Annotated in this window: 26 protein-coding genes; all 26 read left to right on the plus strand. The window is 34.1% G+C overall.

Annotation, left to right across the window (positions count from 1 at the left end; genetic code table 11):
• The first annotated feature begins 5 nt into the window (after positions 1-5).
• Positions 6-764 carry a 30S ribosomal protein S3 gene (gene rpsC, locus EDB96_RS20545; protein ID WP_008464292.1) on the plus strand — a complete coding sequence of 253 codons (759 nt, stop codon included), beginning with the start codon at positions 6-8 and terminating at the stop codon, positions 762-764.
• Between the two features lie 19 nt (positions 765-783).
• Positions 784-1,209 (plus strand): 50S ribosomal protein L16, encoded by a 426-nt coding sequence (gene rplP / locus EDB96_RS20550; RefSeq protein ID WP_017495016.1) that lies wholly within the window; start codon positions 784-786, stop codon positions 1,207-1,209.
• A gap of 12 nt (positions 1,210-1,221) precedes the next feature.
• Positions 1,222-1,413, plus strand: coding sequence for a 50S ribosomal protein L29 (gene rpmC / locus EDB96_RS20555; RefSeq protein WP_008464297.1), 192 nt, complete (start codon positions 1,222-1,224; stop codon positions 1,411-1,413).
• 17 nt (positions 1,414-1,430) lie between these two features.
• On the plus strand, positions 1,431-1,691 hold the full coding sequence (gene rpsQ / locus EDB96_RS20560; protein WP_007803646.1) for a 30S ribosomal protein S17: 261 nt from the start codon (positions 1,431-1,433) through the stop codon (positions 1,689-1,691).
• Positions 1,692-1,693: 2 nt separating this feature from the next.
• Positions 1,694-2,062: a 50S ribosomal protein L14 gene (gene rplN / locus EDB96_RS20565; protein WP_007803649.1), complete on the plus strand. Its 369-nt coding sequence runs from the start codon at positions 1,694-1,696 to the stop codon at positions 2,060-2,062.
• A gap of 11 nt (positions 2,063-2,073) precedes the next feature.
• Positions 2,074-2,388: a 50S ribosomal protein L24 gene (rplX, locus tag EDB96_RS20570; RefSeq protein WP_007803650.1), complete on the plus strand. Its 315-nt coding sequence runs from the start codon at positions 2,074-2,076 to the stop codon at positions 2,386-2,388.
• A gap of 2 nt (positions 2,389-2,390) precedes the next feature.
• Positions 2,391-2,942 (plus strand): 50S ribosomal protein L5, encoded by a 552-nt coding sequence (gene rplE, locus EDB96_RS20575; protein WP_012022484.1) that lies wholly within the window; start codon positions 2,391-2,393, stop codon positions 2,940-2,942.
• Positions 2,943-2,945: 3 nt separating this feature from the next.
• The gene (gene rpsN / locus EDB96_RS20580) at positions 2,946-3,215 is read left to right on the plus strand and encodes a 30S ribosomal protein S14 (RefSeq protein ID WP_031456037.1); all 270 of its coding nucleotides are present in this window, start codon (positions 2,946-2,948) and stop codon (positions 3,213-3,215) included.
• A 79-nt stretch (positions 3,216-3,294) separates the two neighbouring features.
• Complete coding sequence (gene rpsH, locus EDB96_RS20585; protein ID WP_008464306.1) at positions 3,295-3,693, plus strand: 30S ribosomal protein S8; 399 nt, start codon at positions 3,295-3,297, stop codon at positions 3,691-3,693.
• An 18-nt stretch (positions 3,694-3,711) separates the two neighbouring features.
• Positions 3,712-4,254: a 50S ribosomal protein L6 gene (gene rplF, locus EDB96_RS20590; protein ID WP_057114920.1), complete on the plus strand. Its 543-nt coding sequence runs from the start codon at positions 3,712-3,714 to the stop codon at positions 4,252-4,254.
• An 11-nt stretch (positions 4,255-4,265) separates the two neighbouring features.
• Positions 4,266-4,616, plus strand: a complete 351-nt coding sequence (gene rplR, locus EDB96_RS20595) for a 50S ribosomal protein L18 (protein ID WP_057114919.1) — start codon at positions 4,266-4,268, stop codon at positions 4,614-4,616.
• 3 nt (positions 4,617-4,619) lie between these two features.
• Entirely contained in the window at positions 4,620-5,144 is a 525-nt protein-coding gene (rpsE, locus tag EDB96_RS20600; RefSeq protein WP_085949269.1) for a 30S ribosomal protein S5, read from the plus strand.
• 12 nt (positions 5,145-5,156) lie between these two features.
• Complete coding sequence (rpmD, locus tag EDB96_RS20605; RefSeq protein ID WP_008464315.1) at positions 5,157-5,339, plus strand: 50S ribosomal protein L30; 183 nt, start codon at positions 5,157-5,159, stop codon at positions 5,337-5,339.
• 11 nt (positions 5,340-5,350) lie between these two features.
• Positions 5,351-5,803, plus strand: coding sequence for a 50S ribosomal protein L15 (rplO, locus tag EDB96_RS20610; RefSeq protein ID WP_057114918.1), 453 nt, complete (start codon positions 5,351-5,353; stop codon positions 5,801-5,803).
• 13 nt (positions 5,804-5,816) lie between these two features.
• On the plus strand, positions 5,817-7,163 hold the full coding sequence (gene secY, locus EDB96_RS20615) for a preprotein translocase subunit SecY (protein ID WP_007803669.1): 1,347 nt from the start codon (positions 5,817-5,819) through the stop codon (positions 7,161-7,163).
• Between the two features lie 7 nt (positions 7,164-7,170).
• Entirely contained in the window at positions 7,171-7,386 is a 216-nt protein-coding gene (infA, locus tag EDB96_RS20620) for a translation initiation factor IF-1 (protein ID WP_007136545.1), read from the plus strand.
• A gap of 12 nt (positions 7,387-7,398) precedes the next feature.
• On the plus strand, positions 7,399-7,515 hold the full coding sequence (ykgO, locus tag EDB96_RS20625; protein ID WP_002987490.1) for a type B 50S ribosomal protein L36: 117 nt from the start codon (positions 7,399-7,401) through the stop codon (positions 7,513-7,515).
• A gap of 2 nt (positions 7,516-7,517) precedes the next feature.
• Complete coding sequence (gene rpsM, locus EDB96_RS20630; RefSeq protein WP_008464322.1) at positions 7,518-7,892, plus strand: 30S ribosomal protein S13; 375 nt, start codon at positions 7,518-7,520, stop codon at positions 7,890-7,892.
• Between the two features lie 8 nt (positions 7,893-7,900).
• Positions 7,901-8,284, plus strand: a complete 384-nt coding sequence (gene rpsK / locus EDB96_RS20635; protein WP_026727866.1) for a 30S ribosomal protein S11 — start codon at positions 7,901-7,903, stop codon at positions 8,282-8,284.
• Positions 8,285-8,376: 92 nt separating this feature from the next.
• Positions 8,377-8,982 carry a 30S ribosomal protein S4 gene (gene rpsD / locus EDB96_RS20640; RefSeq protein WP_008464326.1) on the plus strand — a complete coding sequence of 202 codons (606 nt, stop codon included), beginning with the start codon at positions 8,377-8,379 and terminating at the stop codon, positions 8,980-8,982.
• A 21-nt stretch (positions 8,983-9,003) separates the two neighbouring features.
• Complete coding sequence (locus tag EDB96_RS20645) at positions 9,004-9,996, plus strand: DNA-directed RNA polymerase subunit alpha (protein WP_008464329.1); 993 nt, start codon at positions 9,004-9,006, stop codon at positions 9,994-9,996.
• A gap of 62 nt (positions 9,997-10,058) precedes the next feature.
• On the plus strand, positions 10,059-10,550 hold the full coding sequence (gene rplQ / locus EDB96_RS20650; protein ID WP_057114917.1) for a 50S ribosomal protein L17: 492 nt from the start codon (positions 10,059-10,061) through the stop codon (positions 10,548-10,550).
• Positions 10,551-10,795: 245 nt separating this feature from the next.
• The gene (gene carA / locus EDB96_RS20655) at positions 10,796-11,914 is read left to right on the plus strand and encodes a glutamine-hydrolyzing carbamoyl-phosphate synthase small subunit (protein ID WP_057114916.1); all 1,119 of its coding nucleotides are present in this window, start codon (positions 10,796-10,798) and stop codon (positions 11,912-11,914) included.
• A 101-nt stretch (positions 11,915-12,015) separates the two neighbouring features.
• Entirely contained in the window at positions 12,016-13,308 is a 1,293-nt protein-coding gene (gene eno, locus EDB96_RS20660) for a phosphopyruvate hydratase (protein ID WP_057114915.1), read from the plus strand.
• Between the two features lie 154 nt (positions 13,309-13,462).
• Positions 13,463-14,740 (plus strand): citrate synthase, encoded by a 1,278-nt coding sequence (locus EDB96_RS20665; protein ID WP_134142853.1) that lies wholly within the window; start codon positions 13,463-13,465, stop codon positions 14,738-14,740.
• A gap of 62 nt (positions 14,741-14,802) precedes the next feature.
• Positions 14,803-15,494 (plus strand): dimethylarginine dimethylaminohydrolase family protein (locus EDB96_RS20670; RefSeq protein WP_134142854.1); only part of this gene is annotated, 692 nt, incomplete at its 3' end.

The following is a 15,494-nucleotide window of genomic DNA, read 5'->3' on the forward strand; positions in this document are numbered from 1 at the left end:
GCAGCATGGGACAAAAGACAAATCCAATTGGAAATAGACTTGGTATCATCAGAGGATGGGACTCAAACTGGTATGGTGGAAATGATTACGGTGATAAACTTGCCGAAGATCACAAAATCAGAAAGTATATCCATGCTCGTTTATCAAAAGCTAGTGTATCAAAAGTAATCATCGAGAGAACTTTGAAACTTGTAACCGTTACTATCACTACTGCTAGACCTGGTATCATTATCGGAAAAGGCGGGCAAGAGGTAGACAAGTTAAAAGAAGAACTTAAGAAAGTTACTGACAAAGAGGTTCAAATTAACATTTTTGAAATTAAAAGACCTGAATTAGATGCTTATCTTGTGGCGACAAGCATCGCTCGTCAAATCGAAAGCCGTATTTCTTACAGACGTGCAATCAAAATGGCTATTGCTGCTTCTATGCGTATGAACGCTGAAGGTATCAAAGTTTTGATTTCTGGACGTTTGAATGGTGCTGAGATGGCGCGTTCAGAAGGTTTCAAAGAAGGTAGAATTCCTCTATCAACTTTCAGAGCTGATATTGATTATGCTTTGGCTGAAGCTCACACTACTTATGGTAGAATGGGTATCAAAGTATGGATCATGAAAGGTGAAGTTTACGGTAAGAGAGAACTTTCTCCGCTTGCTGGAATGGACAAAAAACAATCTGGTACAGGTGGTGGAAAAGGTGGAGATGCTCCTAGAGGCAAATCTAACTTTAACAAAGGCGGAAAACCAGACGCTCGTAAAAGAAAGTAAATTTTTAAACTAAAGAAAAATGTTACAGCCTAAAAGAACAAAATACCGTAAGGTACAAAAAGGTAAAATGAAAGGTAACTCTCAAAGAGGGCATGAACTTTCAAATGGAATGTTTGGTATTAAATCTGTACATGAAGATGGTATGTTCTTAACTTCTCGTCAAATTGAAGCTGCACGTATCGCTGCAACTCGTTACATGAAGAGAGAAGGACAATTATGGATTAAAATATTTCCAGACAAACCTATTACTAAGAAACCTCTTGAAGTACGTATGGGTAAAGGTAAAGGAGCAGTTGAGTATTGGGCTGCTGTTGTTAAACCAGGAAGAATTATGTTTGAAGTTGGAGGAGTTCCGTTATCAGTTGCAAAAGAGGCTTTACGTCTTGCAGCTCAGAAACTTCCAGTAAAAACTAAGTTCGTCGTTGCTAGAGATTTCGAAGCATAATTTATATTTATTATGAAACAATCAGAAATAAAAGATCTTTCTGCAGCGGAGTTGCAAGAAAAACTTAGTCAAACTAAGAAAGTATATGCTGACCTAAAAATGGCTCACGCTATTTCTCCAATTGCTAACCCACTTCAAATTAGAAGCGTTAGAAGAACAGTTGCAAGATTGGCTACAGAGTTAACTAAAAGAGAGTTACAATAATTGTATTCTGCTGAAAGATGGAAGAAAAAAGAAATTTAAGAAAAGAAAGAATAGGTGTTGTTACTTCAAATAAAATGGATAAATCTATTGTTATTGCTGAAGTAAGAAAAGTAAAACACCCATTATACGGTAAGTTCGTGTTGAAAACTAAGAAATATGTTGCACACGACGAAACAAACGACTGTAACATTGGAGATACTGTAAGAATTAGCGAAACGCGTCCTTTAAGTAAAACAAAATGTTGGAGATTAGTTGAAATCTTAGAAAGAGCTAAATAATTATGGTACAACAGGAATCAAGACTAAAAGTAGCAGATAACACGGGAGCAAAAGAAGTTTTAACTATCCGTGTTTTAGGAGGTACCAAAAGAAGGTATGCCTCTGTTGGTGACAAGATTGTAGTATCTATTAAAGATGCAACTCCTAACGGTAACGTTAAAAAAGGAGCTGTTTCAACTGCAGTTGTTGTACGTACCAAAAAAGAAGTGAGAAGAGCTGATGGTTCTTATATCCGTTTCGATGACAATGCATGTGTTCTTTTGAACGCTGCAGGGGAAATGAGAGGAACTCGTGTTTTTGGTCCGGTAGCAAGAGAACTTCGTGAAAAACAATTCATGAAAATTGTATCATTAGCACCAGAAGTGCTTTAATTCGTTTTAAGATGATAAAGCTAAAAATAAAATCAGGAGATATCGTAAGAGTTATTGCTGGAGACCATAAAGGTGCTGAAGGTAAAGTTCTACGTGTTTACCGTGAGAAAAATAAAGCGATAGTTGAAGGTGTAAACATGGTTTCGAAACATACAAAACCAAGTGCTAAAAACCCTCAAGGTGGTATCGTTAAAAAAGAAGCTTCTATTCAAATTTCTAACATTTCACTAATTGATCCTAAAACTAAGGAAACAACTAGAGTAGGTATTAGAGTAGAAGGAGATAAGAAAGTAAGATTTTCAAAAAAATCTAATCAAGTACTATAGTAATGGCATATACACCTAGACTAAAAGAAGAATATAAGAGTAGAGTAATCTCTGCTCTTAAAGAAGAGTTCGGATATACAAACGTTATGCAAGTTCCAAAACTTGAAAAAATCGTTTTGAGCCGTGGAGTTGGTGCAGCTGTATCTGATAAAAAACTTATTGACTATGCTGTTGATGAGTTAACAAAGATCACTGGACAAAAAGCAGTATCTACAATCTCAAAGAAAGACGTTGCGTCATTCAAATTGAGAAAAGGGATGCCTATTGGAGCAAAAGTTACTTTACGTGGTGAAAGAATGTATGAGTTTTTAGATAGACTTATTACTTCTGCTTTACCGCGTGTTAGAGATTTCGGTGGTATTAAAGCTACTGGTTTCGATGGAAGAGGTAACTACAATCTTGGAGTTTTGGAGCAAATCATTTTCCCAGAAATTGATATTGATAAAGTAAACAAAATCTCAGGTATGGATATTACTTTTGTTACTACTGCAAAAACAGATAAGGAAGCAAAGTCATTATTGGCTGAATTAGGATTACCTTTTAAAAAGAATTAAGACATGGCTAAAGAATCAATGAAAGCCCGCGAGGTTAAAAGAGAGAAAACGGTAGCTAAGTACGCTGAAAAAAGAAAAGCTTTATTAGAAGCTGGAGACTATGAAGGCCTACAAAAATTACCTAAAAATGCTTCACCAGTTCGTTTGCACAATCGTTGTAAATTAACAGGTAGACCAAGAGGTTATATCCGTCAATTCGGTATTTCACGTGTAACTTTCCGTGAAATGGCTAACAATGGATTAATTCCAGGTGTAAAAAAAGCCAGCTGGTAATTTAAAAAAAGTTTATAAATTGATTAAAGGTTCAGGAGGCAGAGTGCTTCCTGAAAACCATAATCGCAATCAAATACATATGTATACAGATCCTATTGCAGATTATTTGACTAGAGTTCGTAATGCTGTGGCTGCAAACCACAAAGTTGTTGAGATTCCAGCATCTAATCTTAAAAAAGAAATAACTAAGATCTTATTTGATCAAGGTTATATCTTAAGTTACAAATTTGAGCAGAACACAGTACAAGGTTCTATCAAAATTGCTTTAAAGTATGATAAAGATACTAAGGAGCCAGTAATTAAAGATATCCAAAGAATTAGTAAACCTGGTTTACGTAAATATGCAGGTGCTGCCAAATTACCAAGAATCCTTAATGGATTAGGAATTGCAATTGTTTCAACTTCAAAAGGTCTTATGACTGGAAAACAAGCGAAACAATTAAATGTAGGTGGTGAAGTAATTTGTTACGTATACTAATTTTAAAGACTAAATAAGATGTCAAGAATAGGTAAAAGCCCAATTGTAATCACTGCTGGTGTAACTGTAGAAGTTAAAGACGGTATTATTACAGTAAAAGGAAAAAAAGGTCAATTAGTTCAGGAGTTTTCGGACGTAAATGTAACTGTTGAAGGCGATCAAGTTTTAGTAGAAAGATCGTCTGATCATAAAGACCACAGAGCAAAACACGGATTATATAGATCTTTGATCAATAATATGATTATCGGTGTTTCTGAAGGTTTTACAAAAGAACTAGAATTAGTTGGAGTTGGTTATAGAGCTTCAAACCAAGGTCAAAAATTAGATTTAGCTCTTGGATATTCTCACAATATTGTTTTGGAAATTGCTCCAGAAGTATCTTTAGAAACAATATCTGAAAAAGGTAAGAACCCTATCGTAAAATTAACATCATTTGATAAACAACTTTTAGGTCAAGTTGCTGCGAAAATCAGAGGTTTCCGTAAGCCAGAGCCATACAAAGGAAAAGGTGTTAAATTTGTGGGTGAAGTATTAAGAAGAAAAGCAGGTAAATCAGCTTAAAAAATAAGATTATGTCATTAACAAAATCTGATAGAAGACAGAGAATTAAATTCAGAATTAGAAAATCGGTTAGTGGTTCTGCTGCAAGACCTAGACTTTCTGTTTTTAGAAGTAATAAAGAAATTTACGCTCAAATTATTGATGATGTAAATGGAGTTACTATATTAGCTGCATCTTCAAGAGAAAAAGAAATAGGAAAAGGTACTAACGTTGAAATCGCTGCTGCTGTTGGAAAATTAGTTGCAGAGAAAGCGTTAAAAGCTGGGATTGATACAATCACTTTTGATAGAGGTGGTTATTTATATCACGGTCGTATTAAATCATTAGCAGAAGGCGCAAGAGCCGCTGGACTTAAATTCTAATATATTATGTCTAAATACAAAAATGTAGAATTGGTAAAACCTAGTGGTCTTGAACTTAAAGATCGTCTGGTAAGTGTTAATCGTGTTACTAAAGTTACAAAAGGTGGTAGAGCTTTCGGTTTTTCTGCTATTGTAGTTGTAGGTGATGAAAATGGAGTAGTGGGTCATGGATTAGGAAAATCTAAAGATGTTTCTGAAGCAATTGCGAAAGCAGTAGAAGATGCTAAGAAAAATTTAGTTAGAATTCCTTTAAATGGTCAATCTGTTCCTCACGAACAAAAAGGAAAATTTGGTGGTGCACGCGTATTTTTAATCCCAGCATCTCATGGTACTGGAGTTATCGCTGGTGGAGCTGTTCGTTCAGTTCTTGAATCAGTAGGAATTCACGATGTATTGTCGAAATCTCAAGGATCATCAAATCCACACAACGTAGTAAAAGCAACTTTTGATGCTTTATTGCAAATGAGAAGTGCTCATACTGTTGCAAAACAAAGAGGTGTTTCTTTAGAAAAAGTTTTTAAAGGTTAATTCAAGGAAATTATGGCTAAATTATTAGTAAAACAAGTAAGAAGCAAAATCAACTGTCCTCTTTCTCAAAAGAGAGGTTTGGAAGCTTTAGGTCTACGTAAAATTGGACAAGTTGTGGAGCACGAGTCAAATCCTGCTATCCTTGGGATGATAAACAAAGTTAAACACTTAGTTTCTGTTGAAGAAGCTAAATAACAAATACTGTTATGAATTTAAGTAACTTACAACCTGCTGAAGGATCTACACACAATCAAAATAAAAGATTAGGTAGAGGAGAAGGTTCTGGAAAAGGTGGTACCGCTGCAAGAGGACACAAAGGGGCTAAATCTCGTTCTGGTTATTCTAAAAAGATTGGTTTTGAAGGAGGGCAGATGCCACTTCAAAGACGTGTGCCTAAGTTTGGTTTCACAAACATCAATCGTAAAGAATACGAAGGTGTTAATTTAGATACTCTTCAATTATTGGTAGATAAAGGTGCAATTACTGATTCTGTCTCAATGGCAGATTTCGTGGCAAATCGTCTAGCTACTAAAAATGAAATCGTTAAGATTTTAGGTAGAGGAGAGTTGAAAGCAAAATTAAAAGTAACTGCCCACAAATTTACTGCAACTGCAAAAGCGGCTATTGAAGCTGCTGGTGGAGAAGCTGTAACTATATAACTTATCTATTAAGATGAAGAAATTTATTGAATCAATAAGTAATGTTTGGAAAATCGAAGAACTAAAGAATAGAATCTTAATTACGTTAGGATTACTTTTAGTATATCGTTTTGGAGCACACGTTACGCTTCCTGGAATTGACGCAACGCAATTGACTGGTTTAGCGGGACAAACTAAAAATGGTCTAGGATCTATTCTAGACATGTTCACCGGGGGTGCTTTCTCTAAGGCTTCAGTTTTTGCTTTAGGTATCATGCCTTATATTTCTGCGTCTATTGTTGTTCAGTTGATGGGGATTGCGATTCCATATTTACAAAAACTTCAAAATGATGGGGAAAGTGGTAGAAAAAAGATTAATCAAATCACTCGTTGGTTGACAATCGCTATCACATTGGTTCAAGGTCCAACTTATATCTATAATTTATACAGAACATTGCCTAGTAATGCATTTTTGCTAGGCTTTAATTCTCCTGAATTTTTGTTCTCTTCTGTTATAATCTTAGTTACTGGTACAATTTTTGCTATGTGGCTTGGAGAGAAAATTACAGATAAAGGTATTGGAAATGGTATTTCATTGTTAATTATGGTTGGTATTTTAGCTCGTTTACCGCAAGCTTTTATTCAAGAGTTTACAACTCGTGTTACCAATAACAATGGAGGTCCAATGTTATTAGTTATTGAAATTATTGTGTGGCTGTTAGTTATCATTTCTTGTGTATTGCTTACAATGGCAGTACGTAGGATTCCTGTACAGTATGCTCGTCGTACAACTACTGGGGATTACGAACAAGATTTGGCAGGAGGTAATAGACAATGGATTCCTCTTAAGCTTAATGCTTCTGGGGTTATGCCAATTATTTTTGCTCAGGCAATTATGTTTATTCCTGCAGCTGTAGCTGGATTGTCTAAATCAGATACATCACAATCTATTGTTGGTGCATTTAGTAATATGTTTGGTTTTTGGTATAATTTTGTTTTTGCAACTTTAATTATTGTATTTACATTCTTTTATACTGCAATCACTGTACCTACTAACAAAATGGCTGATGATTTAAAGAGAAGCGGTGGTTTTATCCCGGGCGTTCGTCCAGGAGCTGAAACTTCTGATTTCCTTGATAAAGTGATGTCTTTAATAACTTTCCCAGGATCTTTATTCCTTGCTTTGATTGCTGTGTTCCCAGCTATTGTTGTAAGTATTATGGATGTACAACAATCTTGGGCGATGTTTTTTGGGGGTACCTCATTAATAATTATGGTTGGTGTTGCAATAGATACTATTCAACAGATTAATTCATACTTGTTAAACAAACATTATGATGGTTTAATGAAGACTGGTAAAAATAGAAAAGCGGTAGCTTAATATATTTATGGCAAAACAATCAGCAATAGAACAAGACGGATCAATTATTGAAGCATTATCAAATGCGATGTTCCGTGTAGAGTTAGAAAATGGACATATCGTAATTGCTCATATTTCTGGAAAAATGCGTATGCATTACATCAAATTATTACCTGGTGATAAAGTGAAACTAGAAATGAGTCCTTATGATTTGTCAAAAGCAAGAATTACTTATCGATATTAAAGGATATTCACTATGAAAGTTAGAGCATCAGTAAAAAAGAGAAGTGCCGAGTGCATTATCGTGCGTAGAAAAGGGAGACTGTACGTAATAAACAAAAAGAATCCTAGATTTAAACAAAGACAAGGATAATTATGGCAAGAATAGCAGGGGTAGATATCCCAAAAAACAAAAGAGGTGTTATTGCACTTACCTACATCTTCGGATTAGGGAAAAGTAGAGCTATTGAGATTTTGGAAAAAGCTCAAGTAAGCCAAGATAAAAAAGTTCAAGATTGGAATGATGATGAGATCGGAGCAATTCGTGAAGCTGTTTCATTTTACAAAATCGAAGGAGAATTACGTTCTGAAATTTCATTAAACATTAAACGTTTAATGGATATTGGATGTTACAGAGGTATTCGTCATAGATCTGGTCTTCCATTAAGAGGGCAAAGAACTAAAAACAACTCAAGAACAAGAAAAGGTAAAAGAAAAACTGTTGCTAACAAGAAAAAAGCAACTAAATAATAAGTAATATGGCTAAAGCAACTGCAAAAAAACGTAAAGTTATCGTTGAATCAACGGGTGAGGCTCATATTTCTGCCACTTTTAATAACATTATTATTTCTTTGACTAATAAGAAAGGTGAAGTTATCTCTTGGTCTTCAGCTGGTAAAATGGGTTTCAGAGGTTCTAAAAAGAACACTCCTTATGCAGCTCAAATGGCAGCAGAAGATTGCGCTAAAGTAGCACTTGAGGCAGGACTTAAAAAAGTGAAAGTTTATGTAAAAGGACCAGGTAACGGACGTGAGTCTGCTATCCGTTCTATTCATAACGGTGGAATTGAAGTTACAGAGATTATCGATGTTACTCCAATGCCTCACAACGGATGTCGTCCTCCAAAAAGACGTAGAGTTTAATTTTTTATTTTTATAGTATAAACAAGGTAGAACATAAATTATCGAAGGATTAGACCTGAATTCATAATTTCTACCTTAAAATTTTTTTTAAAATGGCAAGATATACTGGTCCTAAAACCAAAATCGCTCGTAAATTTGGCGAGGCAATCTTCGGAGATGATAAATCTTTCGAAAAAAGAAATTACCCACCTGGACAACACGGGATGGCTAAAAAAAGAGGAAAAAAATCTGAGTATGCTGTTCAGTTAATGGAAAAGCAAAAAGCTAAATATTCTTATGGAATTTTAGAAAAACAATTCAGAAATTTATTCGAAAAAGCATCAGCGACTAAAGGAGTAACTGGTGAAGTTTTATTACAATTATGCGAAGCAAGATTAGATAATGTTGTTTTTAGAATGGGAATTGCTCCATCTAGAAGAGGTGCGCGTCAAATCGTTTCTCACAGACACATTACTGTAAATGGAGAGGTTGTTAATATTCCTTCTTACCACCTTAAGCCTGGTGATAAAGTTGCAGTTCGTGAAAAATCTAAATCTTTAGAAGCTATCGAACGTTCTTTATCAAATTCAAGTCATGTTTATGAATGGATTACTTGGAACAATGATCTTAAAGAAGGAACTTTTGTTTCTGTACCTGCGAGACTTCAAATTCCAGAAAACATTAAAGAACAATTAATCGTAGAGTTGTACAACAAATAATAATTGACTTAGTCGAAATTTATGGCAATATTTAATTTTCAAAAGCCCGATAAAGTTATCATGATCGATTCAACCGATTTTGAAGGTAAATTCGAATTTAGACCTTTAGAACCTGGTTACGGATTGACAGTTGGTAATGCACTTAGAAGAGTTTTGCTTTCAGCATTAGAAGGTTATGCAATTACATCTGTTCGTATCGAAGGTGTAGATCATGAGTTTTCTACTATTTCAGGTGTTGTTGAAGATGTTACCGAAATTATCCTTAATCTGAAACAAGTACGTTTCAAACGTCAAATTGAAGATATCGATAATGAATCAGTTACTATTTCTGTTTCTGGTAAAGATCAATTAACAGCAGGTGATTTTCAAAAATTTATCTCAGGTTTTCAAGTTTTGAATCCAGACCTTGTTATCTGTAATTTAGATTCTAAAATCAAATTGAACTTCGATTTAACAATCGAAAAAGGTAGAGGATACGTTCCTGCTGAGGAGAACAAAAAACAAAATGCTGCAATTGGAACGATTTTTACAGATTCTATTTTTACTCCGGTAAAAAATGTAAAATATGCAATCGAAAATTTCCGTGTAGAGCAAAAAACAGATTACGAAAAATTGGTTTTTGAAATTAAAACTGATGGATCTATTAATCCAAAAGATGCTCTTACTGAAGCTGCTAAAGTTTTAATTCACCATTTCATGTTGTTTTCTGATGAAAGAATTACACTTGAGGCTGACGAAATTGCACAAACAGAATCGTATGATGAAGAGTCATTGCATATGAGACAATTGCTTAAAACTAAGCTTGTTGATATGGATTTATCTGTGAGAGCATTAAATTGCTTGAAAGCGGCTGAAGTTGATACACTTGGTGATTTAGTATCGTTCAATAAAAATGACCTAATGAAATTCCGTAATTTTGGTAAAAAATCTTTAACTGAACTTGATGAACTTGTTGCAGTGAAGAATTTAACTTTCGGAATGGATTTAGCTAAATACAAATTAGATAAAGAATAATTTACTTCATATTTTGCTCTCCATAGTGGATTGTAGCAAGATGAAGATAAAAAAAACACGTCATGAGACACGGAAAAAAATTCAACCACTTAAGCAGACAGACTGGACATAGAAAAGCTATGTTGGCTAATATGGCTTGTTCTCTTATTGAGCACAAACGTATTAACACTACTGTTGCTAAAGCTAAAGCGCTTAAACAATTCGTTGAGCCTTTAATCACAAAATCAAAAGAAGATACGACTCACAATCGTCGTATTGTTTTTGCATACCTACGTAGCAAATATGCTGTAACTGACTTGTTCAGAGATGTGGCTGCTAAAGTTGGAGACCGTCCAGGTGGATACACTCGTATCATTAAAGTTGGAAATCGTTTGGGAGATAATGCTGATATGGCAATGATCGAACTTGTTGACTTCAATGAACTTTACAACGGAGGTAAAAAAGAAGTTAAAAAAGCAAAAAGCCGTCGTGGTGGTAAAGCTAAAAAAGCAGAAGCTGCTACTCCAGAAGCTCCTGCTGCTGAATCAGAAACGACTACTGAAGCTTCTGAATAATTATGAAAGTAATCATTCTATAATATTAAAGGATAAACTAATTTTTAGTTTATCCTTTTTTTTTGATTTTTTGAAACCTCAAAAGTGTAACATATTTAAAATAATAGGTTTTATTTTTATGAGTGAAAGTTTTAAAAAATCTTGGAAGGGCTTCTTTAAAGAAGTAAATTTGCAAAATTTCTAATTACATTTAAAACCAAGATTTTGGTTTTATAACTTGATAAAAAAACAATACAAATTAAATAATGAAATACACAACACGAAAAAGCGCCATTTTATTACTTAGTGATGGAACAATTTTTCACGGAAAATCTATCGGAATTAGCGGTAAAACTTTTGGTGAAGTTTGTTTTAATACTGGAATGACGGGATATCAGGAAATTTTTACTGATCCTTCTTATTTCGGACAAATAATGGTTACGACTAATCCGCATATTGGTAATTACGGAATCAATGATTTAGAAGTAGAGTCAGAGAGCGTTAAAATTGCTGGTTTAGTTTGTAAAAACTTTAGCTTTAACTATTCTAGAGAAGGTGCTTCTGGAAGCTTAGAAGATTACTTTACAAAACAAAATCTTATTTGTATTTCTGATGTTGATACCAGAGCTCTTGTTAGTTATATTCGTGATAATGGAGCTATGAATGCAGTTATCTGTACAGATGGAACTTCTGTTGAAGACTTGAAGAAAGAATTAGCAAATGTTCCTGATATGGAAGGGCTGGAATTGGCTTCTAAAGTGTCTACAAAAGAACCTTACTTTGTAGGAGATGAAAATGCTACATATAAAATTTCAGCACTTGATCTTGGAATTAAAAAGAATATTCTAAGAAATCTTGCGAAAAGAGATTGTTATATTAAAGTTTTCCCATACGACTCAACATACGAAGATTTAACAGAGTTTAATCCTGATGGTTATTTCTTATCAAACGGACCTGGTGATCCAGATCCGCTTTTTGGTGCGATCGAGGTAGCAAAAAGAATTATTGCTGATGATAAACCTTTATTTGGTATTTGTTTAGGGCATCAGGTAATTGCACTTGCTAATGGAGTGAAAACTTATAAAATGTTTGGTGGACACAGAGGTATAAATCATCCAGTAAAAAATCTTATTACAGGGAAAGGTGAAATTACTTCTCAAAATCATGGTTTTGCTGTAAAAAGAGAAGCTTTAGAAGGTCACCCTGAATTAGAGCTTACTCATATACACTTAAATGATGATACAGTTGCAGGAATGAGAATGAAGAATAAGAATTGTTTCTCAGTACAATACCATCCAGAAGCTAGTCCAGGACCACATGATTCTTCATACTTGTTTGATCAATTTGTAGAGAATATTAAACTTGCTGGGTCTAAAACGATGTAGTTAATAAATAAAGGTGTTTAATAACTAAAATGCGTTTATAGTATTAAATATTTTTATAATTTCGGAAAAAAAATATAATTTATTAATAAAAAACAAAAATAATGAGTATTATAATTAAAGTTCACGCAAGACAAATTCTTGATTCTAGAGGGAATCCTACTATTGAAGTTGATGTAGTAACTGAAAATGGAGTTTTAGGTAGAGCTGCTGTTCCATCTGGAGCATCAACTGGAGAGCACGAAGCTGTTGAATTACGTGATGGAGGTAAAGCTTATCTAGGTAAAGGTGTTTTGAACGCAGTGAATAATGTAAATACTGTTATTGCTGAAGAATTAGTTGGAACTTCTGTTTTCGAACAAAACACAATCGATCAATTAATGATTGATTTGGACGGAACTCCAAACAAATCTAAATTAGGAGCTAATGCAATTTTAGGAGTTTCTTTAGCTGCTGCAAAAGCTGCTGCTAACGAGCTAGGTCTGCCATTATACAGATATGTAGGTGGTGTTTCTGCTAATACATTGCCAGTTCCAATGATGAACATCATTAATGGTGGTTCTCACTCTGATGCTCCTATTGCATTTCAAGAGTTTATGATTTTCCCAGTAAAAGCAACTTCTTTTACACATGCTATGCAAATGGGAACTGAAATTTTCCATAGTTTGAAAAAAGTATTACATGATAGAGGTTTAAGTACAGCTGTTGGTGATGAAGGAGGTTTTGCTCCAAACTTAGCTGGTGGTACTGAAGATGCTTTAGATACTATCAAACTTGCTGTTGAAAAAGCTGGATATACTTTCGGTGACGAAATTATGATTGCTCTTGACTGTGCTGCTTCAGAATTTTATGTAAACGGTAAATACGATTACACTAAATTTGAAGGAGAAACTGGAAAAATCAGAACTTCTGAAGAGCAAGCTGATTATTTAGCTGACCTTGCTTCTAAATATCCAATTATTTCTATCGAAGATGGTATGTATGAAGATGACTGGGATGGATGGAAATATTTAACTGAAAAAATTGGAAACAAAGTACAATTAGTAGGTGACGATTTATTTGTTACAAATGTTGCTCGTTTATCAACTGGTATTGAAAAAGGAATTGCTAATTCGATCCTTGTAAAAGTTAACCAAATTGGTACTTTAACAGAAACAATTGCAGCTGTAAACATGGCGAAAAATGCTGGTTACACATCTGTAATGTCTCACCGTTCTGGAGAAACTGAAGATAATACAATTGCAGATTTAGCTGTGGCTTTAAACTGTGGTCAAATTAAAACTGGTTCAGCGTCTCGTTCAGACCGTATGGCGAAATACAACCAATTATTGAGAATCGAAGAAGAATTAGGAAGTACTGCATATTTTCCTGGTTTAAATGCTTTTAAAATCAAATAATTATAAAAGTTATATATTGAAAAGAAACCATCTGTTTTTGCAGATGGTTTTTTTTTGGACTTTTAACAAATTCATAGCAGTATTCTTTTTTTAATTAGTCTTAAATTCATTAGATTTGGTAAATTATTATTTAAAGAATTATTTCCAAGATATTATGTCAAAAATAGCTACATTAGAAATAGATGGTAAAAAGATTGAACTTCCGGTAATCACAGGAAGTGAAAACGAATCAGCTATCGATATTAACAAATTACGTGATTTAACTGGTTTTATTACAATTGACCCAGGTTATAAAAATTCTGGATCTTGTAAAAGCGAAATCACTTTCCTAGATGGAGAATTAGGAATTTTACGTTACAGAGGATATTCAATCGAAGATTTGGCTGAGAAAGCTAGCTTTTTAGAAGTGTCTTATCTTTTGATTTTTGGAGAATTACCAACAGCTCAAGAATTAGAGCAGTTTGAAAATGGTATTAAAAAACATACTTTGGTAAACGAAGAGATGAAAAATATCATAGATGGTTTTCCAAAAACAGCTCACCCAATGGGCGTTTTATCTGCTTTAACAAGTGCTTTAACAGCATTTAATCCTAAAGCTGTAAATGTTGATAACGAAAAAGAAATGTATGAAGCCATTTGTAAAACAATGGGTAAATTTCTTGTAATTGCTACATGGACATACAGAAAATCTATGGGATATCCATTAAATTATTACGATAACACAACTGGTTATGTTGATAATTTTATGCAGTTAATGTTTAAATTACCTACAGGACCTTACTCAGCAAATCCTGTAGTTGTGGATGCTTTAGATAAATTATTTATTCTTCATGCAGATCACGAACAAAACTGTTCTACATCTACAGTAAGAATGGTAGGTTCTTCTCACGCTGGATTATTTGCTTCAATTTCTGCTGGGGTTTCTGCACTTTGGGGGCCTCTTCACGGTGGAGCAAATCAGGCGGTTCTTGAAATGTTGGAAGAAATCAACAAAGACGGAGGTGATACTGATAAATTTTTGGCGAAAGCAAAAGACAAAAATGACCCATTCCGTTTAATGGGATTCGGTCACAGAGTTTACAAGAACTTTGATCCAAGAGCAAAAATCATCAAAAAAGCAGCTAAAGAAGTATTAGAAACTTTGGGTGTTGAAGATCCGATTTTGGAAATTGCTAAAAAATTAGAAGCAGCAGCTCTTGAAGATGATTACTTCAAATCAAGAAACTTATATCCAAATGTTGATTTTTACTCTGGAATTATCTACAGAGCTTTAGGGATTCCAACTGACATGTTTACTGTTATGTTTGCAATTGGAAGATTACCAGGTTGGATCGCTCAATGGAAAGAAATGCGTGAAAACAAGGAGCCAATTGGAAGACCTAGACAAATTTACACAGGACACCCTTTAAGAGACTTTAAGTCGAATAAATAAAAAACTAAAGCTTCACTTAACTGTGAAGCTTTTTTTATCTTTGTCCAAAATATAATAAAGTTATGTTGCAATTAAATGTAAAGAACGAAACGTCAAGACTGCGTGCCGTAGTTTTGGGTTCTGCCGTTCATAATGGGCCGACTCCTTCATTAGAAGAAGCCTATGATCCTAAATCATTGGAACATATTAAAGCAGGAACATATCCTATCGAAAAAGATATGACTGCTGAAATGGATGCTTTTAATGCTGTGTTTCAAAAGTATGATGTAACTGTTTACCGCCCCGAATTGATAGAAAATTACAATCAGATTTTTGCAAGAGATATTGGATTTGTAATTGATGATGTTTTTATAAAATCGAATATTTTACCAGACCGCGAGCGTGAACTGGATGCAATTCAATATGTAATTGATCAAATAGATCCTTTAAAAGTCGTGCGTCCGCCGGAAGAAGTTCATATAGAAGGCGGAGATGTTATGCTTTGGAATGATCATATTTTTATAGGTACTTATAAAGGAAGCGATTATAAAGATTATATAACTGCAAGAACAAATATGCATGGCGTCAATTTTATAAAAGAATTATTTCCGAATAAAATTGTAAAAGAATTTGATCTGGTTAAATCGAAATTGGAAGCCCGCGACAATGCATTACACTTAGACTGTTGTTTTCAGCCGGTTGGAAAAGACAAAGGAATAATCTATAAAAGAGGTTTTCGTGAAGAAGCAGATTATCTGTATTTGGTAAATTTATT

The sequence above is a fragment of the Flavobacterium sp. S87F.05.LMB.W.Kidney.N genome, assembly GCF_004366435.1.
In the GTDB taxonomy this organism is placed as follows: domain Bacteria; phylum Bacteroidota; class Bacteroidia; order Flavobacteriales; family Flavobacteriaceae; genus Flavobacterium.

Bases quoted from the DNA above. Each gene is read 5' to 3' on its own strand.
- rplX (WP_007803650.1), top strand. From the start codon at position 2,074: ATGATAAAGCTAAAAATAAAATCAGGAGATATCGTAAGAGTTATTGCT.
- rplO (WP_057114918.1), top strand. From the start codon at position 5,351: ATGAATTTAAGTAACTTACAACCTGCTGAAGGATCTACACACAATCAA.
- ykgO (WP_002987490.1), top strand. From the start codon at position 7,399: ATGAAAGTTAGAGCATCAGTAAAAAAGAGAAGTGCCGAGTGCATTATC.
- rplN (WP_007803649.1), top strand. From the start codon at position 1,694: ATGGTACAACAGGAATCAAGACTAAAAGTAGCAGATAACACGGGAGCA.
- rpsK (WP_026727866.1), top strand. From the start codon at position 7,901: ATGGCTAAAGCAACTGCAAAAAAACGTAAAGTTATCGTTGAATCAACG.
- EDB96_RS20645 (WP_008464329.1), top strand. From the start codon at position 9,004: ATGGCAATATTTAATTTTCAAAAGCCCGATAAAGTTATCATGATCGAT.
- rpsM (WP_008464322.1), top strand. From the start codon at position 7,518: ATGGCAAGAATAGCAGGGGTAGATATCCCAAAAAACAAAAGAGGTGTT.
- rpsD (WP_008464326.1), top strand. From the start codon at position 8,377: ATGGCAAGATATACTGGTCCTAAAACCAAAATCGCTCGTAAATTTGGC.
- rpsH (WP_008464306.1), top strand. From the start codon at position 3,295: ATGTATACAGATCCTATTGCAGATTATTTGACTAGAGTTCGTAATGCT.
- secY (WP_007803669.1), top strand. From the start codon at position 5,817: ATGAAGAAATTTATTGAATCAATAAGTAATGTTTGGAAAATCGAAGAA.
- rplF (WP_057114920.1), top strand. From the start codon at position 3,712: ATGTCAAGAATAGGTAAAAGCCCAATTGTAATCACTGCTGGTGTAACT.
- rpmC (WP_008464297.1), top strand. From the start codon at position 1,222: ATGAAACAATCAGAAATAAAAGATCTTTCTGCAGCGGAGTTGCAAGAA.
- rplR (WP_057114919.1), top strand. From the start codon at position 4,266: ATGTCATTAACAAAATCTGATAGAAGACAGAGAATTAAATTCAGAATT.
- rpsN (WP_031456037.1), top strand. From the start codon at position 2,946: ATGGCTAAAGAATCAATGAAAGCCCGCGAGGTTAAAAGAGAGAAAACG.
- infA (WP_007136545.1), top strand. From the start codon at position 7,171: ATGGCAAAACAATCAGCAATAGAACAAGACGGATCAATTATTGAAGCA.
- rplP (WP_017495016.1), top strand. From the start codon at position 784: ATGTTACAGCCTAAAAGAACAAAATACCGTAAGGTACAAAAAGGTAAA.
- rplE (WP_012022484.1), top strand. From the start codon at position 2,391: ATGGCATATACACCTAGACTAAAAGAAGAATATAAGAGTAGAGTAATC.
- rpmD (WP_008464315.1), top strand. From the start codon at position 5,157: ATGGCTAAATTATTAGTAAAACAAGTAAGAAGCAAAATCAACTGTCCT.
- carA (WP_057114916.1), top strand. From the start codon at position 10,796: ATGAAATACACAACACGAAAAAGCGCCATTTTATTACTTAGTGATGGA.
- rpsC (WP_008464292.1), top strand. From the start codon at position 6: ATGGGACAAAAGACAAATCCAATTGGAAATAGACTTGGTATCATCAGA.
- EDB96_RS20665 (WP_134142853.1), top strand. From the start codon at position 13,463: ATGTCAAAAATAGCTACATTAGAAATAGATGGTAAAAAGATTGAACTT.
- eno (WP_057114915.1), top strand. From the start codon at position 12,016: ATGAGTATTATAATTAAAGTTCACGCAAGACAAATTCTTGATTCTAGA.
- rplQ (WP_057114917.1), top strand. From the start codon at position 10,059: ATGAGACACGGAAAAAAATTCAACCACTTAAGCAGACAGACTGGACAT.
- rpsQ (WP_007803646.1), top strand. From the start codon at position 1,431: ATGGAAGAAAAAAGAAATTTAAGAAAAGAAAGAATAGGTGTTGTTACT.